We start from the raw sequence: 26,545 nt of genomic DNA, 5'->3' as shown, positions 1-26,545 counted from the left end.
ATGATTTTGAAGCGGCTCACCTTAGAGCTACACAAAAGGGAGGTTATCGTTATCTATTACGCATTGACTTATCGAAGCTGGTCGGACGATCGGCAGTCCGAAACCGGGCAGCTGGAGCACGTATCTGTTACCCGGGATGAGCTGTTTATGCGCAAGCTGGTGGATGCAACCCTGATGAAAAACAAACTGTGGGCCCACCTGTCCAATGAGTGCGAGGATCTGCGGGATCATGCCATCTATGTGACTGCATACGACAGCCAGATGCCTGCAGATTACGGTACAGCGATTGCGGACGCTGCACTGGCCATGTGCAAAATGTCTTCGATGTACAGCGCAGAGTACATGCTGTGGAATGGAAGGGCATTTCAGGAGTTGGAACTCGCAGACTCTTCCTCGTACACGATGGAACTCGCCGAGCGTCTGCTGGACCATTATATGGTTCGAAGCGGAACGACGTATGAATTCGTGTATTCCGTGCTGGATGCGGATCGCCGGAAAGTGTTGTTTTTTATGAAGGAGGTAGACCTGTAATGACAGAAGAAGATCGGCACCATTCATCGAAACCCGGGTCAAAGGCGAAGCTGGTTGCCTTTTCCCTGATGCTGGCTGTACCTGCGGTATTGTCGGGCTGCGGGAGTAATGACGAGTGCGACCCGGATTATGACACCGGGTGTGAGTATGATTCCAGCAGTGGGCATTATTATTATGGCGGTTCATATGGTGGTAGCAGCAGTAGTAGCAAGAACAGCTCGTATAGTAAATCGAAATCCAAATCGAGCGGCTTTGGCAGCTTCTTCCGCAGTTCGGGAGGCTAAAGGGTATGAGGCCAATACACTCATTGCCCTATCGTCACGAAGAGGTATTTGCGGGCGAAGCCGGACAGCATGTGCCGTATCACCGAATGTATGGCAAGCAATATTGCGTACCCTCACTAACCCTATATACTCCAGAAGAAATGCAGGAATTGCAGCGTGCAGTTGAGCTTATCGACGGCATATACTGCAAAGTCATGCGGTTCATCCAGCAGTATATGCCGGATAGCTTTTTGGAACAGCAGCTGGGTATTCATCCAGGGCTCATTGCGACAGCCAGGATGGAGACAGTGACTGGGGGCATTACGCGTCAGGACTGGATTATCGGCGAGGCCGGGTTCAAGTGTATCGAAAATAATACCGACACCCCAACTGGTATACCCGAAGCAGCGATTCTGGAGCGCATTTTGGTAGGCATGGCTGAAGATGATGCATTCACTGCGCCGTCAGCAGACATGGATGCCTGCATCCGGGAATGCTTCCGCAGGTGGCTGGAGTCTTATGCCGAGCAAGGGCTGCGAGGGCCAGTGACATTTACCTCATTTGGTGGGCATGTGGAGGACCGGACCAATACGGAGTATCTGATGAGACGCTGCCAGGAGGCCGGATATGAGGTGCGTTATGCTCCTCTGGAGGAACTTGAGATTGTTCCCGGAGAGGCGCTGTATCATGATGGGCACGAGATTCAGCTGCTGTATCGTCTGTATCCGCTGGAGTATCTCGTTGATGATCGGGATGAGACAACAGGTGTGGACATCGGTGCGGCTTTGCTTGCACTGGTAGAGGAAAACCGGCTTGGGCTGATGAACCCCGTACAGCATGTCCTGATGCAGAGCAAAGGCTTCATGGCTGCGATCTGGTCACTCTATGAGCGCAATGAACAGACACCGGAGTACTGCGGCTTTCGGTTGTTTTCGGATGCGGAAGTGGATTCGATTTCCCGGTATCTGCTGCCCACCTATTTCGAAGCAGCCCCTTTTGAACTGAAGTCCACTCCCTATGTGGAAAAAAGCTACTGGGGTCGTGAGGGCCGAGGCACACTGCTGCTGGGTGAAGGAACGGTGAGTGACGCGTCAGGAGCAGGACAGGACGAAGATGAAGATATCGCGGCTTATTATAATAACCAACCGAAGATTTATCAGCAGCTGGTTCCGATGGAACAGGCAAGCATCGTGACAGAGGACGGGGAATATAGCGGTTATCTGCTGACAGGCGTGTTTGTCATAGGTGGACGTTTTGCCGGTGTACTGCCCCGGATTGGGGAGAAAGTGACCGGGGATATGGCCTATTATTGTGCGGCCGCAGTAAATGGAAGTAATGGATGATGAGGAGGAGTAGGAATGGATAACTTGGGATTAAACCTGCTGAATGTGGCGGTGGGTATCGGCATTCTGCTGGTGGTATTGGTATGTGGGTATTTTGCTTTTAGCAAACTGACCCGGTATAACGATAGTGAGGAAATCGCCAAAGGTAACGAAGCGGCGGGTATGTATATGGGCAGCAAGCTGCTGGGACTGTGCATCATTGTCGGTATGGTGTCCTTCTCCACGCATTCATGGCTGGATATGCTGTTATGGTCTGTACTGGGAATCATTATTCTGTGTCTGGTCTATATTATATTTGATTTCCTGATTCCCAGAATGCGTGTATGCGATGAGATCGCAAGAGGCAATCTGGCGGTAGCACAGTTGCTGCGTTCCATTATCATCGGTGTTTCCATCGTCATCGGTACGTTTTTGATGTAAAATGTACCCTAGCGATACATGATAATTTAGAGGGAATATAACAATTACACATGTACGAAGAGGACAGAAAGAATCTGGAGAAGCGAAGCGTTCGCCTTTATCATCGGATTTTCACCTTTTTAGAAGGTATAAAAAAATCTGAGGATAACAGCGATCGTAAGATCGTTCTGTACTTGGAGTGCAAGTGTGTATTTCTTATATGTGTTCTAAATGAATATCAAACTGAAGAAGGAGCGCAGCATCATGAGAAAAGTCATCATTGATACAGATACAGCAGGAGACGATACGATTGCGATCCTGACGGCACTGCACCACTTTCAAGTGGAAGGCATCACCATTACGGGCGGTAACGTCCAGTTTGACCAAGAGGTTGAAAATGCTCTGTACACCGTGCAGGTTGCTGGACATGGCGGCAAGGTGCCTGTATACAAAGGATGCGAACGACCGCTGATGGCCTACGGGCAGGCGCAGCACCGTACAGTGGAAGATGTGCATGGCGACGACGGCATGGGCGGCGCGCATTTCCCCAAGGCAGATCAGCGTCCCGAAAGCGGCCACGCGGTTGATTTTATCATTGAGAAAGTGCATGCCAATCCGGGAGAGATCTCTCTTCTGGCAATTGCACCCCTGACCAACATTGCGATGGCGATTCAAAAGGACCCAACGATTATTCCGGAGATTGATCATCTCTACATTATGGGCGGTACGAATAATGCGCTGGGCAACATTACGCCAGCGGCAGAGTACAACTTCTACGTTGACCCGGAAGCAGCTAAAATTGTACTGCACGCCGGCATTCCAACCACGATGGTTGGCTGGGAGATGTGCACCGAATACTCCGTCATGGATGATGATGATCATGCAGAAATTGCAGCGCTTGGAACATCCGGGGCTGATTTTTTCACAGCGATCAACAAAGTCGTTATGCAGTTCAACAAGTCGGTACATAAGCTGAATGGAACCACACACCCGGATACACTGCTGATGGCGGTAGCGGCAGACGAATCGCTGATGACGAAGTCAGGCCAGTATTACGTGGATGTGGAAGCCGCAGGAGAACTGACGCGTGGATACAGCGTGGTGGATATCAACGGACGTTTCGGCAAGAAACCTAACGTGCGCGTATGTGAAGCCATCGATCGGCCGAAGTTTAAATCCATGCTGTTGGATGTTTTGTCAGCTATTCAATGAACCAAGGAATGATCTAAACACGGCAAGCCCACCTGGGTCCGCAAGGACCAGGTGGGCTTTTCTTGTTACATTTCGTTAGCCTTGCTGCAGCAAAAATGAACGGATTCCGGTGGTGACCAGGTCGTGGTCTTCCTCATCGGGCAGACCCGATACCGTAATTGTTCCGATCTGTCCCTGATCCTTCACAATCATTGGAAAGGCACCACCAGCCAGTACAAAGTCAGTGGAAGGCAGGCTGAAATCCTGCTCAAGCGTTTTATTCTCGCTGCGCAGCCGCAGAGCGGTATGCCATGAACTGGAGGAGAAGTGGTTTACCACGTTGTTTTTACGCCGGATCCAATCCTCGTTGTCCGGATGAGTGCCTTCCATGGCATGCAGGAAAAGGCGATGTCCACGGAGGGTAATGTCGATGGTTACGGCCTGTGAACGACGTTTCGCCTCCTCGATCAGATGGAGTCCAAGCTGTAGGGCCAGTTCAGAGTCAAATGTACGAAATACCAAGTCCTTTTCTTCCTGCTGCATTTCCTTTAATCTCTCTGTCATCGCCAGGTTCAATTTACAGGCAGCCCCTTTTCATGTGTAGTTCATATCTACATTCGACATAGGGTAGGGTGGTCCCTTCCGGATGCAGGTTGGGTTATCGTTTGGCTCTAAATCTGCCTTTCACCGGAGCCCATTTGGAGACACGACTTCGGCTGTGGTAAAGTGAAGGGAAGGTAACTTTGGACATTCCACAGGTTTACATAGCATAGGGCAAAACGAGTTGGGCAGGAGGAGAGACAATATGCTGTTTTATTTTATAGCACTGCTGGTAACGCTGGTGGATCAGGGTACCAAACTGGCCGTGAGAATGTATATGGAAGTCGGCGACATGATGAGACTCGGTGACTCGGGCATGCAGCTGCAGCATTATGAGAATAGCGGGATGGCGGGAAGCATGTTCCAGGGAAATGCGCGTCTGTTCGGCGTTGTCGCCATTCTGTTCATTGCCGGCATTCTGTATTATCGGAGAAAAGGTGAAATTCGCGGTTTCTGGATGCAGGCAGGAGCAGGCTTCATGGTCGGTGGAGCTTTGGGAAATGCAATCGACCGTTTTGTATTTGCAAAAGTAACGGATTTTCTAGTATTTCCATCTGGCCGGGGCATTCTCAACCTGGCTGATGTAGCGATTAACATTGGGGTGATACTCTTGGTGATCGGAATGTTAATCCGTGCATTGAAGACCTACCGGGCCAAGCGATCGCGCAATGCCTTGCCCAAAATTGAACGTTAATAATGCAATAATAATCAAGTGTTGCAATCACGCACAATGGAAAAAAGAAGGACATTGGATATAGGCCGATGTCCTTCTTTTTGTTGTGCAGCAAGCAGTGCTGGAAAATAACGCCGTGATTCATTTTTATCGAAACCGTTTTAGAAATAATAAAGGGTTGAATAGCCCGCCCTTATGTAAGGCTCCGCGTGGAAGAATTAACCAAATGGTTATTCCACCAATTTAATGGGTATATCTTTACTTATATAATGCTGAGGGAGGTACAACATGAGAACATCGCTTACCAAGGCACTCGGGACAATGTTGCTATGTGGATTAATGGCTGGGCTCCTATCTTCTTGTACAAGCGGGGAGAGCGCAAGCGGCAAAGTGCAAATCGAATTCTTCCAGAACAAGCCCGAAGCCAAAGGAACCTTTGACGAATTGATCAAGACATTCAATGCGGAGCACTCCGATATACAGGTCACTCAGGTGAATCCGCCAGATGCGGAGACGGTGTTGAAGACTCGCGTAGTCAAAAACGATGTGCCTGATATTATGGCCATGGGTGCAACCGATACATATTCGATACTGGCCCAAAGTGAAATTTTCGCTGATCTGACGGACAGCTCGCTGACCAAGACGATAGATCCGAATTACATACAAATGCTGAAGGATGTCACAGGCATGGAGGAAGTGACAGGTATTCCTTACGCAACAAATGCAAACGGCATCATGTACAACAAAACGCTGTTTAAGGAAATGGGACTCGACGTTCCCAAGACATGGGACGAGCTGATTGCTACTGCTCAAAAGATCAAGGACGCGGGTAAAATTCCGTTTTACTTCACGTACAAGGATGACTGGCAGACGAATCTGCCGTTCAATGCTCTTGGACCTAACTTGGTTGGTATCGATTTCTATCTGGATCGTCGCGAGAACAAGGTGACCTTCAAGGATAAATATCGCGAAGTGGCAGAGAAACAGCTTGAACTGATGAATTACGGTCATGGCGATAACTTCGGTAAGGCCTATTCCGACGGTAACCGGGCCTTTGCCAACGGCGAAGCATTCATGTATATCCAGGGAACCTGGGCGATCTCCGAGATTCGCAAAGCCAATCCGAATGTGGATATCGGCTTCTTCCCGTTCCCGACCGGAAATGATCCAAGTGTGATCAAGCTGGTGAACGGCATCGACTCCCTGTTTACGATCTCGGCAGATACGCCAAACCGGGAACAGGCTGAAGAGTTTATCGCATTCCTGCTGGAACCCGAAAATATCGGGAAATACATTGAAGAGCAAACGTTATTTGCAGCAGTCGAAGGTGTGGAGCAGGACGACCCTGCGGTGCAGGAGCTGACGCCATATATCGAGCAGGGCAAAGTTATTGATTTTGCCGATCACTATATTCCGGCTGCGGTGCAGCTGAATTCCATCGTACAGTCCTTTTTGCAGAACAAAGACATCGACAACTATCTGGATACACTCGACAAAGAATGGGACAAGGTTGCGAACCGGCGTTAAGCCTTGTCCGAAGGAGGATGGAGTATGAACAAACGTATGGCACCCTATTACTGGATGACGGTTCCGGCGGTGGTATTGTTCTTCGTGTTTATGACGCTGCCGGCTCTCCAAGGGATTTATTATTCCTTTACGAACTATAACGGTTTTGGGAAAAGCTATGATTTCGTCGGTTTCAAAAACTATTTCAACCTGTTTCAGGATGATAATGTCGGCAATGCCTACTGGTTTACATTCAAGTTTGCGATTGTGGTGACCATTCTCACCAATATTCTGAGCCTGCTTATCGCTCTAGGGCTGAATGCCAAGATCAAGTTCCGTAACTTTTTCCGCGGCATCTACTTCCTGCCCAATATTTTGAGCGTATTGATTGTAGGTTACATATTTAACTACCTGTTCTCCAATGTATTCCCGATCTGGGGGCAAAATCTAGGCATCAACGCGCTATCCACGAACATACTTGGTAGCGAAAGTTTGGCATGGATCGGGATCGTTATCGTGGCCGTATGGCAATCGGTAGCACTCAATACGATTCTGTATCTGGCCGGACTGCAAACGATACCAACAACGCTGTACGAGGCATCCAACCTCGACGGTGCAGGCAAATGGCGTGAATTCTGGAGCATTACCTTCCCGCTGATTGCACCGTTCTTCACCATTAATATGGTACTGGCTATGAAAAACTCCCTGATGGTCTTCGATCAGATCGTTGCCTTGACCAACGGTGGACCCGGACGGGCGACGCAATCCATCTCTCATCTGATCTATACGGGTGGATTTGAAGGTGGAGAATATGCATATCAATCTGCGAACTCGGTTATTTACTTCATCGTTATTGCGGTGATTTCGATTCTGCAAATCCGGTTCCTGCAAAGAAGGGAGATGGATCTGTAATGAGAAGCCGTACACGCACCAACTGGCTCGTTATGCTGCTTGTTATTCTGGGCACATTGTTTATCCTGTTTCCACTCTATATGACGGTTACGATTGCGTTGAAAAATCCGGAGCAAATGGCTCAGTCGGTATTTGCCTTCCCGACCGAATTGCACTGGGAGAACTTCGCAAGCGCCATCGACATGACGAACTTCTTTCAATCGTTTCGTAACAGTGCTGTTGTTACTGCATCTACCGTCATTTTGACACTGCTAAGCAACTCCATGGTTGCCTATGCGATCGCACGCAATATGGAGAAACGCAAGTTTTTCAAAGGGCTGTACTATTACTTCGTCAGTGCGATGTTCATTCCGTTTCCGATCATCATGCTGCCGATTGTCAAACTGACATCTTCACTGGAGATGACGAACCTGCTTGGCTTGACCTTATTACATACGGTGTATGGACTCGCCTTTAACGTCTTCGTGTATGTCGGATATATCCGGTCTATTCCGGTGGCACTCGAGGAGGCAGCTTTTGTGGATGGAGCAACAACCTGGGGCACATTCTGGAAAATCATTTTCCCGCTTATGGCACCAATCAGTGCTACGGTTGGTATTCTGACATGTCTGTCCACCTACAATGACTTCCTGCTGCCGCTCATCATTATCAGTGATCCGGCACAGTACACGCTGCCGCTGGTGCAATACGTCTTCCAGGGTCAGTTCAATACCGACTTTAACCTGGCGTTTGCATCCTACCTGCTGGCCTTGCTGCCAATGATTATCATCTATCTGTTTGCTCAGAAGTGGATCATTAACGGGGTAACCCAAGGTTCTGTAAAATAAAGCTTTGTGAATATAGAGAGGTGGACACCTAAGAGTCCTCCTCTCTTTTTTATTTTAAGGATGCACTACGAACGTTTCGAACGGATTGATTAACCCGGGAAACTGTGCTATTTTTTATTCGTTAGTTTAATCATTAAACAAAGAAAGCGAGCGTTGACTTTTGCAAGCGCTTTAATTAAATAAGTGAATGAAACCAGCATCGGTGTACTCAATCTCAAGAGCAAGGGAGTAGGATGGTGGTTTTTTTACATGCAGAAAGGAGAATGGACGAAGTTGCAGGGGAAAACAGGGCGCTATAACTCGCTTCGCAATCAGATCTTTGTCGGTTTCGTCATGGTGATGCTCATTGTTCTGCTGCTCGCAGGTGTAACAGCCTATGACCGGGTGGCTGCGTTGCTGAAGAGCAATGCCGAGAAACATATTCATCAGACTGCAGTGCAGGCCAGTGGTCGATTGGATGCGCTCATTGCACAGGTGAACTCCCTGACGGCCCAGGTCGCGGATGATTCGTATGTGCAGCGTCTGCTCAGTGACGAGAAGCATGGTAAACCGGCCACCTTCAATCAACGTCAGGCACTGCTTCAGATTGCAGGCAGCTATCAATCTTTTATTAACGGGGCGCAAAGTATGGAGATCTACACAACCGGATACAACCGTATATTCCCGATGGATGACCGATCCCTGGATCTCCGAGTGGAGCGCAGCTGGATCACCCAAGCGGATGAAGGCAAAGGCAGATTGGTGTGGGCAGGCTCTGACCCTGAAGACCCGGGTGTACTTCTCGCCATTCGTCGAATCAACCTGCTGGAGCATTCTTTTGAACATGGGGGCTATGTTGTGGTGCGGATGCAGCGCAGTTTTTTTCAACTGAATGATTCGAATGAGGCAGAGGGTTTGCAGGATTCCATCCTGCTGCTGGACGGCGATGGTGAAGTGGTGACTTCCAATCTGCAGATTAACCTTGATCCCAAGGCCATTTTGGACAGTGGGTCCGTCGTTCAGAATGGAGAGGAATCCTATATCGTTGTTCGCCATAAGTCCGAGCTGACGGGATGGACACTTGCTGTGCTGACACCGCTAGGAGAAACAACCGAAGGCGTATCGATCCTGAGAACGGCGCTGCTCGTTTCGGGAATCATTGGTGTGGTGCTGTTTCTTGTGATGTCCTTTTTTCTGTCCACCATGATTACACGTCCGTTGATTCGGCTGATGCGGGCCATGCGCGGGGCACAGCCCGGAGCGATGAGACCGAATCTGATGGTCAGCTCCACCATGGAGATCAATGAGCTGAATGATGTGTATAACCAGATGGTTTACAGGCAGAACGAATTGACACGTGTGGTGCACGAGAAGGAAGTCATGCAGTCCCGGGCCGAGCTGAAGGCGCTGCAATCCCAGATTAATCCCCATTTTCTGTTTAATACCCTGGAGGCATTCTATTGGTCCTTGGAGGAAAAAGGAGAAGAGGAGCTGGCACTTAGGGTTATTGCGATGTCCCGGTTATTTCGCTACATCATCCCGGGTCCTCATCAGGAGGAATGGGTCACGATCGCGGACGAACTGGAGCATGCGGAGCGGTATTTAAACATTATGCAGATGCGGCTGGGCGAGAGAATGCAGTGGGAGATCAGGCTGAGCGAGGAACTGCGCAGCGTGCCTATCCCCAAGCTGCTGATCCAGCCATTGGTGGAAAACGCCATACTGCACGGGATCGAAAATACGTTAAAACCGGGAAAGGTAGAGATCCGTGTTGAACCTTCCTTGGTAGAAGGTCGTGTACGCGTCAAGGTCCAAGATAATGGGCCAGGGATGGATGAGGAACGTCTGCTATCCATTGTTCAAGCATTGGACGGCGGGCCTGCTGCATCCACCAAGGGAACGGGAGTGGGGCTGATCAATGTGCATCGCCGGCTGAAAGTCTACTTTGGCAGCCAACTGGGCGATGCAGCCAAACTTGTGGTGGAGAGCGAAGTAGGGAGAGGGACCATCATATGTTTTGAAATTCCGAGGGAAACGGGGGCTGCACATGATTCATGAGAAAACCATTCTAATTGTGGATGACGAGCCGCGTACAAGAGAAGGTATACGCAAAACACTTGAGGCCTGGTCTACTGGGCGGAACCGGATTCAGACGGCCGCAAGCGGTGTTGAAGCTAGGGATTGGCTCGCCAGCCAGCCTGCAGATCTGCTGATCACCGATGTTCGCATGCCGGAATTCTCGGGCTTGTCGCTGGTGGAGGCCATTCAGCATTTTCCCAGCAAGCCGGCTGTCCTGATTATGTCGGGATATGCGGACTTTGATTATGTCCACCAGGCGATCAAGCTCGGTGTGGTCGATTATCTGCTCAAGCCGATTGACAAAGAACAGCTGCTCCAAACGGTACAGAAGGCACTGCACGTCCATGAACAGCAGCGGCGCATCCAAACGATACAGGAGATGGTTGATCCGAAGCTGTTCGAGGTCAAGGAGCGAAGAGAACAGCAGGGCAATACCCCGATTGGCGAGGCTTTGGGATACATTGAGGCACATCTGGGTGAACCGATGACCATGCGTGAGCTTGCCGATTCGCTGCATCTGAACTCCAGTTATTTCAGCGTGCTGTTCAAGGAGCAGGTCGGGCTGAATTTCAGTGAGTATCTCATGCGTAAACGGGTACAGCGGGCCAAGGAATTACTGGTGCAGACAACGATGCCCATCTCGGAGATCGCGGAGAGCGTTGGCTACCAGACCGATAAATATTTTATCAAAGTCTTCAAAAGCCTGGAGGGGCTCAGTCCAAGCAAATACCGTCATGCCGTAAATGAAAAGAGTTAACAAGTTCACCTTAAAATAGTGGAGTTTTACCAAATCGTCCTGACCTTATAGCGTGATGATGCCCGTGCTACAATTTCGATAAAGCGGTTACATTAACCGAAAAACCACTATTGGGGGCTGGAATTATGAGCAAAAAAACGCTGGCAATGCTTCTGTCATGGACGCTGGTTCTCGTTGTCATATTGTCGGGGTGCAGCAGCACGGGTTCCGGTGGAGATAACGAATCCGGCAGTAATGGCGGCGGAGAGGGCGGTACCACAGACGGAAAGGTCACGCTGAAATTTATGCATCTCTGGCCGGCCGGCAGTTCTGCACAGCAGAACAAGCTGGTCAATGATATTATCCAGCAGTATCAGACGGATCATCCAAATGTGACGATCAAGCAGGAAGTACTGGAGAATGAACAATACAAGAACAAGCTGAAGATTCTGTCCGCATCCAATGAACTTCCCGATGTCGGGGTAACCTGGGCCGCAGGCTTCCTGGAGCCTTATGTAAAGGGCAATCTGTTTGCGCCTCTCGATGAACTGCTGAATGGATCCCTTGGTGAGAAGTTCATCGCCGGAACGACAGAGGCTTACGCGGTAGACGGCAAAACCTATGCGCTTCCGATTGAGCTGAATATATCACCTATATATTACAACAAAGCGATTTTTGCCAAATATAATTTGCAGCCGCCAGCCACATACGATGAATTCCTGAATGTGCTGAAGACGCTGACCGAGAACGGTGAAGTACCGATTGCACTCGGGAATAAAGACCGCTGGACCGGTTCACTCTGGTATATGTATCTGGCGAATCGTCTAGGCGGGGATGCGCTGGAGAAAGCGATTAGTGGATCAGGCAAGTTTGAAGATCCTGCCCTGACCCAGGCTGCGGCAGAAGTGCAGAAGCTTGTCGATATGAACGCATTCAACAAGGGCTTTAACGGGCTATCCAATGATGAAGGCAAATCCGAATTCATGAATGAGAAGGCTGCCATGTACCTGATGGGAACGTGGGAACTGCCGAACTTTACAACGAACCCGGATATTCCACAGGAATTCAAGGATAAGGTTGGATTTTTCAAATTCCCGACGATTGACGGCGGCAACGGAGACATCAACAGCTGGGTAGGCGGACCGGGCGTAGGCCTGTTTGTGGCCCAGAACTCCAAAGTGAAGGAAGAAGCGCAGAAGTTTGTGCAGTATTTTGTGGAAAAATGGGGTGAAAGCTCCGTGACCGAAGCAGGGGTCATTCCGGCAACCAAAGTCGATACGGCGGCAGTACAGCTGCCACAGCTCTATATCGATCTGCTGAACGAGTTGAATCAGGCGAGCAGCCTGACACTCTTTGCAGATGTGCAGATGAAACCTGCTGCTGCTCAGGCGCACCTGGACATGATTCAGGCACTGTTTGGCAAAGCGGTCACCCCTGAGGACTTTGTGAAGAATCATCAGGCTGCGATTGATAAAGGCAACTGATGTACACCTCACCTACACCATTTGAAGGTTTGAACGTTTGAAGGGAGGATCACGTCTTGGACAAAGTCATGTCGAACCGTCTGGTTGCTGCGCTGTATGTGCTGCCTGCGCTGCTTCTGCTGCTGGTTCTGGTCTATATCCCGATTGTGCTCACCGGATATTACGGTTTGATGCAATGGGATGGGATTGGGGCGATGACGTTTATTGGTTTGGATAACTACGCCAGATTGATTCAGGACAGTACGTTCTGGCAGAGCGCCAATCATACTTTTTTGCTCGCCTTGTTCTCTGCGCTGAGCCTGATTGGTTATCTGATGATTGCACTTGTGCTGTCTGGCAAGATCAAGGGCGCGAATCTATTTCGCAAAATATATCTGATCCCGATGCTGCTGTCTTCTGTTGCGATTGCCCAGTTATGGCTGAAAATTTATCATCCCAGCAACGGTGTATTAAACAGCTTTCTGGAAGCGATCGGATTCAGCAATCCGCCGGCCTGGCTGGCGGAGCCATCGCTTGTGCTGTATGCACTGTTCGTGCCGATTCTGTGGCAGTATGCGGGCTTCTATATTCTGATCTATTATGCTGCGCTGAAGAACATCCCGGAATCTCTGGTCGAGGCTGCCCGAATTGATGGTGCAAATCCGTGGCAGATTGCTTTTCGGATCAAGCTGCCACTCATCACGGAAGTCATTAAGGTAACCGTGGTGCTGGCTGTGGTTGGCTCGCTCAAGTATTTTGACCTCATCTATGTGATGACCGATGGGGGCCCTAATGGCTCCAGTGAAGTTATGGCCTCCTATATGTATCGTCAGGCTTTCAGAAGCTTCGACTTTGGTTACGGCAGTGCTGTAGGGTTTTTCCTGCTCTTGATCTGTTTGGTGGTCACATGGTTGCTCCGCAAGGCGACGGCTTCGAAAGATACGATCGAGTATTCCTGACGTGAACGTAAAATGAAAGGAGGTCTATCCTGGTGAAGACGGATACGGCTGTTCGGCTGCCCGTACATCCGGAGACAGGCCAAGGCTCAGCATGGTTAAGAAGGTTTGGATATGTGCTGCTGTATGTGCTCTTGTCTCTGGTGGCTGTGCTTCAGATATTGCCCTTGATCTGGCTGCTGTTATTCTCGCTCAAAAATAATCAGGAAGTATTTGACATGGCTCCTTTTGCCCTCCCGGCTACGCCGCGTTGGGAGAACTATGTCAAGGTATGGACGGAAGGTAATATCAGCTTATATTTTTTCAATAGTGTATGGATTACGGTCGTTTCTGTGGTGTTTACGGTTCTGTTTGCCAGTCTCGTCACGTTTGCCATCACACGGATGCGCTGGAAGGGACGTTCGCTGGTGCTGGGGTTGTTCATGGTAGGTCTGATGATTCCGGTGCACTCCACACTGATCCCATTGTTCAGCCTGTTCCTGAAACTGCATCTCACAGACCATCCGTTATCGGTCATTCTGTCTTACATTGCATTTAATATGCCGATCACGATTATGATCCTGCTTGGATTCTATTATTCACTTCCGAGAGAGGTCGAGGAGGCCGCGGTGATGGACGGTTGCTCCGTCAACCGGATCTTCTTCCGCATTGTACTGCCGATGACCGCTTCCGTAATTGCGACAACAGCCATCATTAACATGATCTATGACTGGAACGAATTTATTTTCGTCAATACCTTCATTAGCTCGGATGCGTATAAAACGCTGACGGTTGGTGTACAGAACTTTATTGGGCAGTATACCACCGATTGGGGTGCCATTGGGGCTACGCTGATGATCAGCATCCTGCCGATCCTGATTGCATTTCTGGTGCTGAGTGAACGGATTGTCGAAGGGATCGCGGCCGGTTCGGTCAAAGGATGATGGTCCGGTAATGCCCTTCTATTAGACGCATCGTCTGCGTTTAATAGAAGGGTTTTGCTATGTCTCGGCGATGTCTACAGAGCAATGTGGCGGTGACTGCAAGACAGGTTTTATGAAACAAATAAATCCCTTTTTCTGGTATTTCAAAAATCTTTCAATTATTTTCACAAAACTACTGCATTTTCAAATTACCTGTGCTAACATACCCTATGAAATCAAGCCCACGTTAGAAAGGTGAGAAAATGACAGCAATATCCTCGACCAAAGAGTCCCTCCGTTCAGATGCCAAGGATCTGAAGCTGATTCGGCTGACCTGGCCAATTTTCCTGGAACTCTTCTTGTTTATGTTGATGGGGAGCGTAGATACGCTCATGCTTAGTTCGGTATCGGATAATGCAGTCTCCGGGGTGGGCGCAGCCAACCAGATTATCTCGATTGCCATTCTTGTACTCGAAGTCATCGGACATGGTGCTGCGATTGTAGTAGCCCAATATATAGGTTCCAAAAAACTGAGTGAAGCAGCACAGGTAACAGGGAATGCGATTACGCTGAACCTTATGGTTGGGCTGATCCTGAGTGTTATTTTTCTGGTGTTTGGTGGACATTTACTGACACTTCTGAATATTCAAGGCGAAATCTACGATTACGCCCGTTCGTATATAAGCATTGTTGGGGGCGGGATTTTCCTGCAGGCGCTCATCAATGCGCTGGCTGCAACCATTCGTACACACGGGTATACCAAGGAAACGATGTACGTATCCGTGTTTATGAACGTCATCCACGTGATTGGTAACTATGCGCTGATTTTTGGACATTTCGGCCTGCCCAAGCTGGGTGTGGAAGGGGCAGCGATCTCGACGGTGGGAAGCCGTTTCATCTGCCTGCTGATCTTCTTCTGGCTGTTGTACCGTGTAAGTGAGGTTCGGGTAGAGTTCGGTTATTACATTAAATTGTCCAAAAATTTTATCGGCAAAATTCTGCGAATCGGCATTCCGTCTGCGATGGAATCCATGGTGTATCATTCCTGCCAACTCATATTTACGTTGTACGTGACCTATCTTGGTGCGGAAGCTATGGCAACCAAGCAATATGCCGGCAATATCTCCAGCTATATTTATCTGTTCAGCATGGCGATCGGCATGGGTACATCCATTATTGTCGGTCGTCTCGTGGGGGCACGCCGCAAAGATGAGGCATACAAACGGGTATTCGACAGTGTAAAATGGGCCCTTCTGGCCACCGTTATTATTGACGTGATCATTATTATTTTCCGCGTACCATTAATGAGCATTTTTACGGAAAACCCGGAGATTATCAAGCTGGGCGCTCAGGTACTCCTGCTTAGTCTTTTGCTAGAAACCGGACGTACCTGCAACATTGTCATTATCGGTTCCCTGCGTGCGGCAGGGGATGCCAAGTTCCCGGTATATATGGGGCTGATCTCGATGGTATGCATGAGCCTGCCTCTCGGATATCTGCTGGTGTTCCAGCTTGATCTGGGGCTGGCGGGTGTGTGGCTTGCCATTGCGGCAGACGAATGGACACGTGCGGTCATTATGTACTTCCGCTGGAAGAGCCGGGCGTGGGAGAAACATGAACTGGTGGAGCATGATGAGGACGAAATTGGTGCAGAGCCGGTTCCGGCTGTCTGATTCGTTTGCCACGATTGGATATACAGCACTCAAGAAAGAGTCGGTCGAGGACATCGTTGTCCCTGAATCCGGCTCTTCTTTTTTATATTTTCCGCAAAAATGATCAAAACGGCCGCTTGGCGAACACGTATAGTAAGGATATGGAAGGGGGTTAATCTCCACTTGAGCCGTTATCAGGAGATGATTCAGGACAGCTTGTTCTATATTGAGACACATCTGCATGAGGAGATTGGGCTGGAAGAGGTGGCGTCGGAGGCTTTGTTATCGCCGTATCACTATCACCGGGTATTCCGGCATGAGGTGGGCATGACCGTTATCGATTACATTCGTCATCGCCGGATGAGTTTGGCCTCTACGGCACTGCGCTCCACAGATGCAGGCATTTTGGATATTTCTCTCGCCTGCGGCTTCGAAAGTCAGGAAGCATTCACCCGGGCCTTTCGCAAAATGTATGGCATGCCGCCCGGTCGTTTTCGCAAGGTATTCGATCTGAAACTATTTACCGGAAAAACAAGAGGAGGAGAATTACAGATGAATTCTGCAACTGCAATCAAAGGCTGGATGTTAACCGGAAGCCACCCGCAAAATTATGAGACGGGCGTTGACCCTGCCGAAGTCCATCATGGGAAGGCCTCGGGGTATTTGAAGGCTGTAACACCCATGGAGCCGAATGAGTTTGCCACGATGATGCAGCAATTCCGTGCAGACAAGTATGTAGGGAAACGGATGAAGCTGTCCGGCTTTGTCAAAACCGATCGTGTGGACGCATTCTGCGGATTATGGATGCGTGTGGATAATCATGTCCAGGACGTGCTGCAGTTTGATAATATGCATAACAGGCCGATCACGGGGACACAGCCCTGGAATCAATACAGCATTGTGCTGGATGTTCCCGCAGAGAGCGCAATCATCTCGTTTGGCGTGATCCTGAACGGTAAGGGCAAGGTCTGGGTGGACAGCTTCCGCTTCGAGGAAGTGGACCTGAATACACCCTTGACCCATATGGAGACGGAAGCTGAGATGTCGGACGAGCCGATGAACTTGTCGTTTGAAGAATAGTTGATCGTTTGCATGCTTGTAAGCTTAAAAATGGTAGAAGACGAAGGCCGATCCATTTCCAGGTGAGGTCTTTTTGCCTTGTAAGGGTATAAAAAAAGTGGAGCGAAGTCCAAGCTTAGAGAATACGGCTTATTGTATAAATCATATCGTCCTCCATGGATTATCCAGCCAGACCTTGTTAACATAGATCCAGGAATAATGAATTTATGACATCAATAAAGAGGATGAATCCGATGACTAAAAAAGTGCTTGTGGTCGATGACGAGTCAAGCATCGTTAGTGCCATTGCTTATGCGCTCCGGCGCGAAGGATATGAAGTAGAGACAGCAAATGATGGCGAGGAGGCACTGGTCAAGGTGGCGTCATTCCATCCGCAGGTCATGATTCTGGATGTCATGATGCCAAGGCTCGATGGATACGGCGTATGCCGCAGACTGGAGGACCGCGAGGATATCGGTATTATTTTGCTGACCGTGAAAAATGACATCGTGGACAAAATCGTCGGACTGGAAATGGGAGCCGATGATTACATGACCAAGCCGTTCGAAATTCGCGAGCTGCTCGCTCGGGTGAAAGCGCTCATGCGCCGGGTGGAGAAGAGCAGTCCACCGCCAGACGAGCAGAAGAATCAGGCCATCGTTAATGGGGACTTGCGCATTCATGTGGCTCACCGAACGGTGACGGTAAAGGAAGAGAAGCTGGATCTGACGCCCAAGGAGTTCGACCTGCTCACCATCCTGATGTCCAATCCGGAGCGGGTGTACACCCGTGATGATCTGCTGGATCGGGTATGGGGCATGGAATACGCAGGAGGTACACGCACAGTGGATATTCATATTCAGCGTTTGCGCAAAAAAATCGGGGATACGGATCAGCAAAAGCTGCAGACGGTGTACGGCATTGGCTATAAAGCGTCAGCTCCTGAACCCGGCGGTACGGCATGAGGGTCAGCATCAAGCTGAAATTCAGCGTGTTTCTCGCGGCATTGCTTATCTTGACCGTTGTGGTGCTCAGTTCCCTCGTCCTGCGAGGGATTGAACGCAACCAGCAGTCACAGATCGAGGGCATTCTGTCACAGCAGACGCGTCTGGTCAATCTGAATGTGCGTCAGGCCTACTATACGGAAGCCATACGGCTGGAGACAGATGCCTTTCTGAAGCAAAATGGCCGCAGGCTGGCCCAGGAACTGGCGAACTCGACAGGTCTGCCTATTGCGCTCTATGACATGAATGGGACACAGGTAGGCTCGTCCATTACACCGGGTGAGAGTCTGGAGATCCAGGAGACGCTGAACTATGCTCTGCAAAATAAAATTGCCTACCGTGAACAGGGTGACACGCTGCTCTATGCGGCACCGCTGGATGGTCCGGATGGTCAGATGGGTGCGATCTGGATGCAGTACTCGGTCCAGAGTTACCATGAATTCTACGCACGCATTTTACAGTTGTTCCTATGGGCAGGAATTGCCGTCGTTGTATTGAGCTTTATTCTCGGGTACCTGTTCTATAATCGGTTCGCGGTCGCGATAACCAAGCTGAAGAAATCAGCGGATTCCATTCGGGAAGGCGAGTATATCACCGAATCTCCTGTTAAACGCAAAGATGAACTGGGCGAACTGGGGCAAGGCATTTATTACATGAGCACGTCCATTCAGCAAAACATTACAGACATGCATGCCGAACAGCAGAAGCTCCAGCTGGCCATTGAGAAGCTGCAGGCACTGGAGCAGCAGCAGAAGCAATATATCGGCAACATCAGCCATGAATTCAAAACGCCGCTCACCTCGATCAAGGCCTATGTGGAACTGCTCGATATGTACCGGGATGATCCTCAGCTGCTGGAGGATGCATCGAGCAACATTGGCAAGGAAACGGAACGGTTATACGAGATGGTCGAGAAGGTGCTGCATTTATCGGCATTGGAGAAATATGATTTTGAGAACCAGGCGGAGGATGTAGAGGTTGGTGCGCTGCTGGAGGACGCCTGCGGACGCATGCGAGGCAAAGCCGAGAAGTTTGCGCTTCGCATGGAGCTGGACATTCAGCCTGCCGTTATCCGCAGTGATCGGGAGAGCCTCATGCATATCTTCATTAATCTGCTTGATAATGCGATCAAGTATAACGTGCCTGGCGGCGTCATTCGGGTACAGAGCGAGCAGCGGCCACAGACGCGTGAAGCGGTGATTCTCATCTTCAACTCGGGTCTGCCGATTCCGGAAGAGGCAAGAGAGAAGATCTTTGAACCTTTTTATACCGTCAATAAGGATCGGGCGAGAAAAACAGGTGGAACCGGACTCGGTCTGTCACTCGTGAAGCAATTTGTAGAGAAACAGGGCGGGACGATCACCCTGCTGCCGGGTGAAGTGAATAATGAGGAAGGAACCACGTTCCAGCTTGTTCTCCCGCTCGCCGATTCAAGTTTACAAGTTGGAAACAAGTCTGAATAACTTTGGAAGTATGGCATATGTATGCTTGGTCTATAGCAGAGAAACCAGGGGGGACCATGATGAATTGGAAACAGGCGGCATTGGGTGCATTAGGAGCGTTCGCTCTCTTGTCGGCAGCGGCTTGCGGGGGAAGCACTGAACCGGAAGGGAATGCGGGAAGTGGGAAAACGGGCACAGATATCACGGTAAAAGACAATACCAATACATCGGTGTATCAGAGCTTCAAACTCGAGAAAATTGATAAATTACCCAACATGCGCGGCGTGGCCTGGCTAAGTGATGACTGGATCGTATCGGACAAAGAGAACACGTCGATGAAACCCGTCATGGTTGAAGGCCAGGAGAGATACCCGCATAACTTATATATGTACGATCTGGCAAAAGGAACCGATACACCGCTCAAGGAGAGCGAAGTCAGTCTGAGCTCGCCGATGGTCTCACCGGATGGGCAGTACCTGTTCTACCGTGAGCCGGAGGAATCGACAGGCAAAGGTTTCTTTTTGAATTTGCACAACGGGGAGACAGTGAATGCAGGCAAGGAAGATGGTTTCGTTCAGGAAGGCGCGTGGCTGGATAATGAGCATGTTGTCTTTCCGAATATGAAGGGAGACCTCGTCTCAGCCAGTATTGATGGAACAACCAAGGTGTTGGTGAAGACCGGCAATTTCAACGTGCGCAGTGTCAGGGTCTCGGGCAGTATGATCTACTATATTACCGGTGAAGACGGACAATTGAATGCCTATGATACAACTACAGGTGATGTAAAACAGGTTCTGAAGAGCGTGGAGTGGGTTATTCCGTCCAATGATGGAACCAGGCTGGCCATTGTGAAAAAAACAGCGGATACGAAACGGGCGCTGGTGCTTACCGATCTGGAAGGAAACGAGAAGGCGACGCTCGCCAGAGGCACCCAGATCTTCGGGACCAGTTGGTCCGGTGATGATTCCAAGATCGCGTACACAATTAACTCGGAGAGCGATGATGAGAAAGGGCTGTTCGTCTCCAATACGGAATCAGCAGAGCAATTCCAGATTTCGGCCGACATGGACAACATCTCCGACCCGCTTGCCTGGAGTCCGGAAGGCAACAAGATTCTGCTGTCCCAAGCGGTGCTGCAGAATGAATCATATCACTTTGTCACCTCTGTTATTACGATCTCGGAGTAACGGGTGACTATACAAGAATGAGCCTGTTCTCAAGAGGAACCAGGCTTTTTTCTTATGCACTTTTTGAAAAGATGGAAGCAGGCTGTTCCTTACGGAGAAGTCTCGGTATGTAGAATAACGGATAAATCATCAAGTAAAGGTTGGGAACCCACCAGCCCCAATCAAGCTCTCCACGGAATGACCAGAACGCAATCGCTTGGAGCCCGGAACAGAAGGTCAATACCAGGGAGATAAGGGCGACCATCCGCGAGCGTTGATCCGAACGGCGAAGAAGGAACAGACTATAGAATCCTGTAGCGGAAATGAGCAGATCAAGCGGAAGAAACGACAGGTTCCATGCGACCAGCAGAGGATTAGTATAGTCCTGATATAAGTATTCCTTAGGAATCCATGAACCCCACGTCACCGCCCAATACAGAATAAAGCCGATATCCGTGAGCAGGAATAAGGTTTTTAACGAACGACTCAACGTTACCCCTCCTTATCGGGTTGGAATTCAGCACCATGATGCTGGGAAACATCCTGTGCCAAAATAGAAGGTGAGTATTCTGCTGCCAGCTGAAGAGACCGATTACTCGGTACTTTCGCTTCTGGGCTTCCCATACGTAATCCAGCCACACCAAGGATAATCAGCAGCAGGGATCCGGCTTTCAGCCAAGTCATCGGTTCCTGAAACGCGAACAGCCCAACCACAGCCAGAATGGTGATCCCAGCTCCAGACCATATGGCATAGGCGATACTGACTGGAATTTCTTTTAGCGCAAGACTCATGACCCCAAAACTAATCAGATAAAAAATACCCATAAGTGCTGCGAGCCCGGGTTTACTTAATCCTTCAGACATTTTAATGGAGATCGTCCCGGCAACTTCAAATAGAACGGCTACAGCGAGCCATAACCAAGCCATTATGCTCCCTCCTTTGGAAGAACGCCTTCCAGGAGCATATCGACCATCTCCTGCAGTGCTGCCGATAAGGTGCTGCCGTTCCAGGATCCCGATGCGGACTGTTCCATCAACCTGTATAAGCCGCCAATATAGACTTGTACAAAAACTTCGGTATCAAATGAACGCAGTTCACCAGATGCCTGTCCTGTGTGTACCAATTGTCTGATCTCATCCCAGTGGTTCGTTATAAAGAGATCCAATTGGCTCCAGACAGCAGGATAATAACGTTGCAATTCAGACAAACGCTGGAGATCAAACATGCCGAGGTCGTCGGGCATCATGACAAGGGCTTGTCTTAACTTTGACGGAAGGGGTAGCGATGTATCATTCATGAGCTGTTGCTCTTTCTGAACGATTTCGGTCAGTGAGGCATCGAGCAAGTCTTTGAGCAAGTCTTCTTTGGAAGGAAAGAATTCATATACCGTCTTGGTACTCATACCCAGTTGTTTGGACAATTCATTCATACTGAACCGGAAGCCACTCCGGATCACTTCATGGCGGGTGATATCAAGAATGCGTTCTCTACTCATGGTTATGCCTCCTTGTACTCTGTTTGTTTGATCGGAAAATAAATAAAATAATTTATTTTCCTTGTTTTTTTGTATTTTATATCTCGGTTTTCTTCTTGTCAATAAGAGGCGCTTTTCCGTATTCCTTATAAAAGTAAAAGCCCGTGTTCTGAGGCAGCTCCTCTCCAACTGTTTATACAGTTCAGAGGGGCTGCCGCCCGAACACAGGCTTTATTTATGGAAATTTAATTGGGCATACTCATGAGCAGCTTCACTGCTTCGGCACGCGTCGTGTTGTCTCTTGGAGCAAAGGTGTTCAATCCCTTACCATTCAACAGCCCGGACTGTTGCATTCCAGCAACCGCTGCTCTCGCCCATACAGGAATCTGTTCGTTATCTGCAAAGGTTGAGCTGGTTCCGGATTCTGCCTTCAATTGCAGGGCATTCGCTACCATCACGGCCATCTCTGCACGGGTTACGGCATCATTCGGACGGAAGGCACCGCCCGAGTCCCCTTGAATGAATCCTGCCTGCACGGCACGGGCTACGGCAGACTGTGCCCAGGCGGCTACGTTTGAGAGGTCGGTAAATGATAAAGGTGCTTCAGCATAATCGGTCTGCAGTGCATTCATCAGCATTACTGTGAACTCAGCACGTGTAACGGATGCGTTTGGTTTAAACGATCCATCTACATAGCCCTTCACGATGCCATCACGAACAGCCTGCTGAATGAGCTCTTCCGCCCAGTGACCTTTTATATCATGTAAAGCGACTTCCACTGGGGCGTTAGGCTGATCAACCGCAAATACAGCAAATTTGGTGAAATGATCTACGTCGACTTGGATCAGATCGCCATCCATAGAGGATTCTCCAGCAGAAAGCCATATCTTTTCTTGTTCATCAAAATAAAATAGTTCAGCCCGCTGATTGCTTCGCAAGCTTGATCCGTCGAAGGCCATCTTTAAGGTTACGGGTTTTTCGAAATTCTGAGCCACATTCTTGAGTAGTTCATATACCGGACTGAGCAGCTGGGCTTGATTGGTCAGCAGATCGGATGAATTCTCAACCTGGTCAACGGTGATTTTCAGTTCCTGATTCATTGCCCCGGCAGGGATAATTAATGTCATGCCATTTCCTAAACTTACTTGACCGGCCTGCCCCGCTGCCAGCGTTAAACGTCCGTTTATTGATGAGTTCGCCGTTTCGGGTGGCGAGGAATTATTACTCGATCCGTTACTGTTCTGGCTGCCGGAACCACCGCTGTTATTGCCATTACTGCCTGATGGTGGAGAAGGAACCACGTTCCATTTCGCATATAAAGTAAGATCGGCGGTCATCTCCGTTTGATCAAAGTCGAACGGTGTCTTCAACTCAGCATCGACGTACCATCCACTAAACGTGTAGCCTGAACGGCTTGGTGAAGCCGGAGCTGTGAGCTTACTCCCGTGCTCAACCGATACATCATCTACGGCAGATCCACCAAGAGTATTGAAGGAGACGATGTACTTGTCAGCAGTCCATTTCGCATACAGAGTAAGATCGCCAGTTACAGGTGTGTTGTCAAAGTCAAAAGCCTGACTCAAGGCTGAATCCGTGAACCAACCGGCGAAAGTGTGTCCCACTTTGGTTGGATCAGCAGGAGCCACTGCCAACTTGTTATATGGAACAGACTGATCATCAACCGCCGTACCGCCGTTAGAGTCAAAGTTGACGGTGTAATTGTTGATCGTCCATTTAGCATGCAGGGTGATATCACCAGTTACTGTTGTGTTGTTAAAATCAAAAGCCTGACTCAAACCTGAATCGGTGAACCATCCAGCAAAAGTGTGCCCAGCTTTGGTTGGATCAGCCGGGGCTGCCGCCAATTCATTATATGGAATAGACTGGTCATCAACCGCCGTACCGCCGTTAGAGTTGAAGTTAACGGTGTAGGAGTTGATCGACCATTTCGCATACAGAGTAAGATCGCTAGTTACAGGTGTGTTGTCAAAATCAAAAGCCTGACTCAAACCTGAATCAGTGAACCATCCGGCGAAAGTGTGTCCAGCCTTGGCTGGAGAAGCAGGAGTGGTCGCCAACTCACCATATTGAATAGACTGGTCATCAACCGCCGTACCGCCATTAGAGTTGAAGTTAACGGTGTAGGAGTTGATCGTCCATTTCGCATACAGGGTGATATCTTTGGTTACAGTTGTATCGTCAAAATCAAAAGCCTGACTCAAACCGGAATCCGAGAACCATCCAGCGAAGGTGTGTCCCGCCTTGGTTGGATCGGCAGGAGTGGTTGCCAACTCACCGTATTGAATCAATTGATCATCAACCACCGTACCGCCGTTAGAGTCAAAGTTGATGGTGTAGGAGTTGATCGTCCATTTAGCATGCAGGGTAAGATCGCCAGTTACGGCTGTATTGTCAAAGTCGAAACGCTGACTCAAGCCTGAATCGGTGAACCATCCGGCGAACGTGTGTCCAACTTTGGTTGGGGCATCGGGAGCCGTTGCCAACTCGCTATATGGAACGGACTGATCATCGACCGCCGTACCGCCGTTAGAGTCGAAGTTAACAGTGTATGAGTTAATCGTCCATTTAGCATATAGGGTAAGATCGGTAGTTACGGCTGTATTGTCAAAGTCAAAAACCTGACTTAAACCTGAATCGGTGAACCATCCAGCGAACGTGTGCCCAGCTTTGGTTGGATCGGCTGGTTTGGTAGATTGGTCACCATAATTCACGTATTGTTCAGGTACATCCGAACCGCCATTACTGACAAAATGGATCGTCCGTGGAGCATAAAAGCTAAATTGAATGGTTGTCGTGTTGCCTGCACGATCCGTAACAATAAGGACTTGCTCTCCTTCGGTTTGGACCGTGCCCCCATTATTGAATGGGAAACCATTGAGGGTCGCGGTTCCTTCATTAAAGGTGATTACGGGATTAACGTTATAGACGCCGTTCTGGGTCACGCCTGTGACAACAGGGGGATGGGCATCTACCGTAAAGTGAATCGTTGTTGTACCAATGCTATTGGTAACTGTCAGGGTATAATCTCCATCTGCCGTGACGTTAGTGCCACTTGTAAATGCAGCGCCATTCAGCAGCGCCATACCACTATTAAAGCTAGGTGTGACGGCTTGATTGTACACTGTGTCTTCAACTACACCGCTAATGATTGGAGCTGTAGTTTGCTCAATAGTTATGGAAACTGTCACCGAAACACTGGTGCCCCATTCATTGTTAGCACTATAAGTGAAACTGTCAGTTCCTACATAATCAGTCATCGGAGTATAAGTAAACGAGCCGTTGGCATTCATAACGAGTGTTCCGTACATCGGCCCACTTGTCAAAATAGCAGTAGAAGCATCCCTATCATTGGCTAGCACGCCTGGTGCAGGAACAACCAAAGCAGAGTTTTGGTTGCTGGTATAGGTGTCTTCGATTGCTTCCGGCAGCTGTCCGAAGTCCAGAATGGGGAATTCGCCCCCATTTACAATATAATAAACCAGAGTTGATTGGTTTCGGTTGAGATCAGGTACTTTAAAATTCACCTTGCCATCACCACCAAACTTGGTGCCGAGTAGACTAAATAAAACCTGATTCTGGTTGATAGTCAGTGTTGATCCATCGGCTGGTATCCAGCGGTTTGTCGGAAGGCTAACCAGCATGGGAATGATCTCGCCTGAATACTCGCTACCAGTCCCATTCTCGGCACCTTGAGTGGGATCCGTGGATATGACATAGTTAATATTGTTTTGTAATTTAGGTAAATTCGGAAGTTTAAATGAGGTATTCCCGTCACCGCCGTAGGTCGTGCCAATCATCTTATATAAGTCGTTGTATGCAGATGTGGAGAGCTCTTGGCCATTCGCAGCTAAAAATCCTCGTGGGGTAAACTGATACGGAAACAGACGAACTTCTCCAAGAACAGATGGTCCCGCGCCATAGATGCTCTCATCACGCGAAGGGAAGATTCCATTTATCGCTATGTAATAGCCTGTGCCGTCAGGTGCAGCACCGGATAGATTGGGCAATGAGAAGGTTGTTTTTCCATCACCTCCAAAATTATTTCCAAGCAGAGAGTAAAGAGCGGTATTCTGAGTGATAGACATGGTTTGTCCTCTGGCAGGCATCCATCCTTCGGGTGTTGCATTGTACGGAAATAATTTGATCTCACCAAGATAGGGTTCTACTGCTGCCGCGTTAGCCCGTTCTAGACTGAAATTATTCCACAGACCACTCAGTCCAATCAGGAATACCAACCAGATGATACTTACTTTCTTGAATAAAGGTAGACTCACAATTTCATCCCCATTTTCCTCATGTAATATATTCACGTTATGCTTATCCCCATCCACTGCACTTTCGTGTTTTACAGTGGTAAGCCATATAA

Annotated in this window: 24 protein-coding genes; 19 read left to right on the top strand and 5 right to left on the bottom strand. The window is 49.2% G+C overall.

The annotated features are described in order from the left end of the window. The 5 genes from AC3RCI_RS28025 to AC3RCI_RS28005 all read left to right on the top strand — a co-directional run bounded on the left by AC3RCI_RS28025 (nucleotide 1) and on the right by AC3RCI_RS28005 (nucleotide 3,748). Nucleotides 1-531, top strand: a complete 531-nt coding sequence (locus AC3RCI_RS28025; protein ID WP_492527125.1) for a hypothetical protein — start codon at nucleotides 1-3, stop codon at nucleotides 529-531. Continuing rightward, the gene (locus AC3RCI_RS28020; RefSeq protein ID WP_336782378.1) at nucleotides 531-815 is read left to right on the top strand and encodes a hypothetical protein; all 285 of its coding nucleotides are present in this window, start codon (nucleotides 531-533) and stop codon (nucleotides 813-815) included. The genes AC3RCI_RS28025 and AC3RCI_RS28020 overlap by 1 nt, the downstream gene beginning before the upstream one ends. 5 nt (nucleotides 816-820) lie before the next feature. Then, a complete protein-coding gene (locus AC3RCI_RS28015; RefSeq protein WP_492527124.1) occupies nucleotides 821-2,137 on the top strand; it encodes a glutathionylspermidine synthase family protein in 1,317 nt (438 codons plus the stop codon). A gap of 15 nt (nucleotides 2,138-2,152) precedes the next feature. Continuing rightward, nucleotides 2,153-2,557, top strand: a complete 405-nt coding sequence (locus AC3RCI_RS28010; protein WP_492527123.1) for a DUF350 domain-containing protein — start codon at nucleotides 2,153-2,155, stop codon at nucleotides 2,555-2,557. A 243-nt stretch (nucleotides 2,558-2,800) separates the two neighbouring features. Continuing rightward, entirely contained in the window at nucleotides 2,801-3,748 is a 948-nt protein-coding gene (locus AC3RCI_RS28005) for a nucleoside hydrolase (protein ID WP_492527122.1), read from the top strand. Between the two features lie 75 nt (nucleotides 3,749-3,823). Here the strand turns inward: AC3RCI_RS28005 and AC3RCI_RS28000 are convergent, their stop codons facing one another. Continuing rightward, the gene (locus AC3RCI_RS28000; RefSeq protein WP_492527121.1) at nucleotides 3,824-4,303 is read right to left on the bottom strand and encodes a heme-degrading domain-containing protein; all 480 of its coding nucleotides are present in this window, start codon (nucleotides 4,301-4,303) and stop codon (nucleotides 3,824-3,826) included. Between the two features lie 229 nt (nucleotides 4,304-4,532). Between AC3RCI_RS28000 and lspA the strand changes: the two genes are divergently transcribed. The 14 genes from lspA (at nucleotide 4,533) to AC3RCI_RS27930 (ending at nucleotide 20,704) form a co-directional block, all read left to right on the top strand. After that, complete coding sequence (lspA, locus tag AC3RCI_RS27995; protein WP_492527120.1) at nucleotides 4,533-5,021, top strand: signal peptidase II; 489 nt, start codon at nucleotides 4,533-4,535, stop codon at nucleotides 5,019-5,021. 300 nt (nucleotides 5,022-5,321) lie between these two features. After that, nucleotides 5,322-6,527 (top strand): ABC transporter substrate-binding protein, encoded by a 1,206-nt coding sequence (locus AC3RCI_RS27990; protein WP_492530035.1) that lies wholly within the window; start codon nucleotides 5,322-5,324, stop codon nucleotides 6,525-6,527. Between the two features lie 24 nt (nucleotides 6,528-6,551). Further along, on the top strand, nucleotides 6,552-7,418 hold the full coding sequence (locus tag AC3RCI_RS27985; protein WP_095290884.1) for a carbohydrate ABC transporter permease: 867 nt from the start codon (nucleotides 6,552-6,554) through the stop codon (nucleotides 7,416-7,418). Further along, nucleotides 7,418-8,245 carry a carbohydrate ABC transporter permease gene (locus tag AC3RCI_RS27980; protein WP_127537426.1) on the top strand — a complete coding sequence of 276 codons (828 nt, stop codon included), beginning with the start codon at nucleotides 7,418-7,420 and terminating at the stop codon, nucleotides 8,243-8,245. Before AC3RCI_RS27985 ends, AC3RCI_RS27980 begins: the two co-directional genes overlap by 1 nt. 249 nt (nucleotides 8,246-8,494) lie before the next feature. Continuing rightward, nucleotides 8,495-10,282: a cache domain-containing sensor histidine kinase gene (locus AC3RCI_RS27975; protein WP_492527119.1), complete on the top strand. Its 1,788-nt coding sequence runs from the start codon at nucleotides 8,495-8,497 to the stop codon at nucleotides 10,280-10,282. Beyond that, nucleotides 10,272-11,060 (top strand): response regulator, encoded by a 789-nt coding sequence (locus AC3RCI_RS27970; RefSeq protein ID WP_492471227.1) that lies wholly within the window; start codon nucleotides 10,272-10,274, stop codon nucleotides 11,058-11,060. Before AC3RCI_RS27975 ends, AC3RCI_RS27970 begins: the two co-directional genes overlap by 11 nt. 125 nt (nucleotides 11,061-11,185) lie before the next feature. Further along, complete coding sequence (locus AC3RCI_RS27965; protein ID WP_492527118.1) at nucleotides 11,186-12,523, top strand: extracellular solute-binding protein; 1,338 nt, start codon at nucleotides 11,186-11,188, stop codon at nucleotides 12,521-12,523. 56 nt (nucleotides 12,524-12,579) lie between these two features. Then, nucleotides 12,580-13,461, top strand: a complete 882-nt coding sequence (locus tag AC3RCI_RS27960) for a carbohydrate ABC transporter permease (RefSeq protein ID WP_336782369.1) — start codon at nucleotides 12,580-12,582, stop codon at nucleotides 13,459-13,461. 56 nt (nucleotides 13,462-13,517) lie between these two features. After that, entirely contained in the window at nucleotides 13,518-14,381 is an 864-nt protein-coding gene (locus AC3RCI_RS27955; RefSeq protein ID WP_154895029.1) for a carbohydrate ABC transporter permease, read from the top strand. A gap of 242 nt (nucleotides 14,382-14,623) precedes the next feature. After that, nucleotides 14,624-16,033, top strand: coding sequence for an MATE family efflux transporter (locus AC3RCI_RS27950; RefSeq protein WP_154894595.1), 1,410 nt, complete (start codon nucleotides 14,624-14,626; stop codon nucleotides 16,031-16,033). Between the two features lie 162 nt (nucleotides 16,034-16,195). After that, nucleotides 16,196-17,092: a helix-turn-helix transcriptional regulator gene (locus AC3RCI_RS27945; RefSeq protein ID WP_492527117.1), complete on the top strand. Its 897-nt coding sequence runs from the start codon at nucleotides 16,196-16,198 to the stop codon at nucleotides 17,090-17,092. A 233-nt stretch (nucleotides 17,093-17,325) separates the two neighbouring features. Continuing rightward, a complete protein-coding gene (locus tag AC3RCI_RS27940) occupies nucleotides 17,326-18,036 on the top strand; it encodes a response regulator transcription factor (RefSeq protein WP_492527116.1) in 711 nt (236 codons plus the stop codon). Beyond that, a complete protein-coding gene (locus tag AC3RCI_RS27935) occupies nucleotides 18,033-19,538 on the top strand; it encodes a sensor histidine kinase (protein ID WP_492527115.1) in 1,506 nt (501 codons plus the stop codon). Before AC3RCI_RS27940 ends, AC3RCI_RS27935 begins: the two co-directional genes overlap by 4 nt. A 56-nt stretch (nucleotides 19,539-19,594) precedes the next feature. Then, nucleotides 19,595-20,704, top strand: coding sequence for a hypothetical protein (locus AC3RCI_RS27930; protein WP_492527114.1), 1,110 nt, complete (start codon nucleotides 19,595-19,597; stop codon nucleotides 20,702-20,704). Nucleotides 20,705-20,756: 52 nt separating this feature from the next. Here AC3RCI_RS27930 and AC3RCI_RS27925 read toward each other — a convergent pair whose 3' ends face one another. The 4 genes from AC3RCI_RS27925 to AC3RCI_RS27910 form a co-directional block, all read right to left on the bottom strand. After that, on the bottom strand, nucleotides 20,757-21,173 hold the full coding sequence (locus AC3RCI_RS27925; protein WP_127537419.1) for a YvaD family protein: 417 nt from the start codon (nucleotides 21,171-21,173) through the stop codon (nucleotides 20,757-20,759). A gap of 2 nt (nucleotides 21,174-21,175) precedes the next feature. Further along, nucleotides 21,176-21,610 carry a DMT family transporter gene (locus AC3RCI_RS27920; protein WP_492527113.1) on the bottom strand — a complete coding sequence of 145 codons (435 nt, stop codon included), beginning with the start codon at nucleotides 21,608-21,610 and terminating at the stop codon, nucleotides 21,176-21,178. After that, the gene (locus tag AC3RCI_RS27915) at nucleotides 21,610-22,179 is read right to left on the bottom strand and encodes a TetR/AcrR family transcriptional regulator (protein ID WP_492527112.1); all 570 of its coding nucleotides are present in this window, start codon (nucleotides 22,177-22,179) and stop codon (nucleotides 21,610-21,612) included. Before AC3RCI_RS27915 ends, AC3RCI_RS27920 begins: the two co-directional genes overlap by 1 nt. 224 nt (nucleotides 22,180-22,403) lie before the next feature. Then, the gene (locus AC3RCI_RS27910; protein ID WP_492527111.1) at nucleotides 22,404-26,489 is read right to left on the bottom strand and encodes an InlB B-repeat-containing protein; all 4,086 of its coding nucleotides are present in this window, start codon (nucleotides 26,487-26,489) and stop codon (nucleotides 22,404-22,406) included. Between the last annotated feature and the right edge of the window lie 56 nt (nucleotides 26,490-26,545).

This window comes from Paenibacillus sp. MT124 (assembly GCF_058792755.1).
The sequence above is the reverse complement of the archived record's forward strand: the minus strand, read 5'-3'. Positions and strand labels throughout refer to the sequence as shown.

Coding starts and splice junctions, on each gene's coding strand:
- AC3RCI_RS28025 (WP_492527125.1), top strand. CDS start 1: ATGATTTTGAAGCGGCTCACCTTAGAGCTACACAAAAGGGAGGTTATC.
- AC3RCI_RS28020 (WP_336782378.1), top strand. CDS start 531: ATGACAGAAGAAGATCGGCACCATTCATCGAAACCCGGGTCAAAGGCG.
- AC3RCI_RS28015 (WP_492527124.1), top strand. CDS start 821: ATGAGGCCAATACACTCATTGCCCTATCGTCACGAAGAGGTATTTGCG.
- AC3RCI_RS28010 (WP_492527123.1), top strand. CDS start 2,153: ATGGATAACTTGGGATTAAACCTGCTGAATGTGGCGGTGGGTATCGGC.
- AC3RCI_RS28005 (WP_492527122.1), top strand. CDS start 2,801: ATGAGAAAAGTCATCATTGATACAGATACAGCAGGAGACGATACGATT.
- lspA (WP_492527120.1), top strand. CDS start 4,533: ATGCTGTTTTATTTTATAGCACTGCTGGTAACGCTGGTGGATCAGGGT.
- AC3RCI_RS27990 (WP_492530035.1), top strand. CDS start 5,322: ATGTTGCTATGTGGATTAATGGCTGGGCTCCTATCTTCTTGTACAAGC.
- AC3RCI_RS27985 (WP_095290884.1), top strand. CDS start 6,552: ATGAACAAACGTATGGCACCCTATTACTGGATGACGGTTCCGGCGGTG.
- AC3RCI_RS27980 (WP_127537426.1), top strand. CDS start 7,418: ATGAGAAGCCGTACACGCACCAACTGGCTCGTTATGCTGCTTGTTATT.
- AC3RCI_RS27975 (WP_492527119.1), top strand. CDS start 8,495: ATGCAGAAAGGAGAATGGACGAAGTTGCAGGGGAAAACAGGGCGCTAT.
- AC3RCI_RS27970 (WP_492471227.1), top strand. CDS start 10,272: ATGATTCATGAGAAAACCATTCTAATTGTGGATGACGAGCCGCGTACA.
- AC3RCI_RS27965 (WP_492527118.1), top strand. CDS start 11,186: ATGAGCAAAAAAACGCTGGCAATGCTTCTGTCATGGACGCTGGTTCTC.
- AC3RCI_RS27950 (WP_154894595.1), top strand. CDS start 14,624: ATGACAGCAATATCCTCGACCAAAGAGTCCCTCCGTTCAGATGCCAAG.
- AC3RCI_RS27940 (WP_492527116.1), top strand. CDS start 17,326: ATGACTAAAAAAGTGCTTGTGGTCGATGACGAGTCAAGCATCGTTAGT.
- AC3RCI_RS27935 (WP_492527115.1), top strand. CDS start 18,033: ATGAGGGTCAGCATCAAGCTGAAATTCAGCGTGTTTCTCGCGGCATTG.
- AC3RCI_RS27930 (WP_492527114.1), top strand. CDS start 19,595: ATGATGAATTGGAAACAGGCGGCATTGGGTGCATTAGGAGCGTTCGCT.
- AC3RCI_RS27920 (WP_492527113.1), bottom strand. CDS start 21,610: ATGGCTTGGTTATGGCTCGCTGTAGCCGTTCTATTTGAAGTTGCCGGG.
- AC3RCI_RS27915 (WP_492527112.1), bottom strand. CDS start 22,179: ATGAGTAGAGAACGCATTCTTGATATCACCCGCCATGAAGTGATCCGG.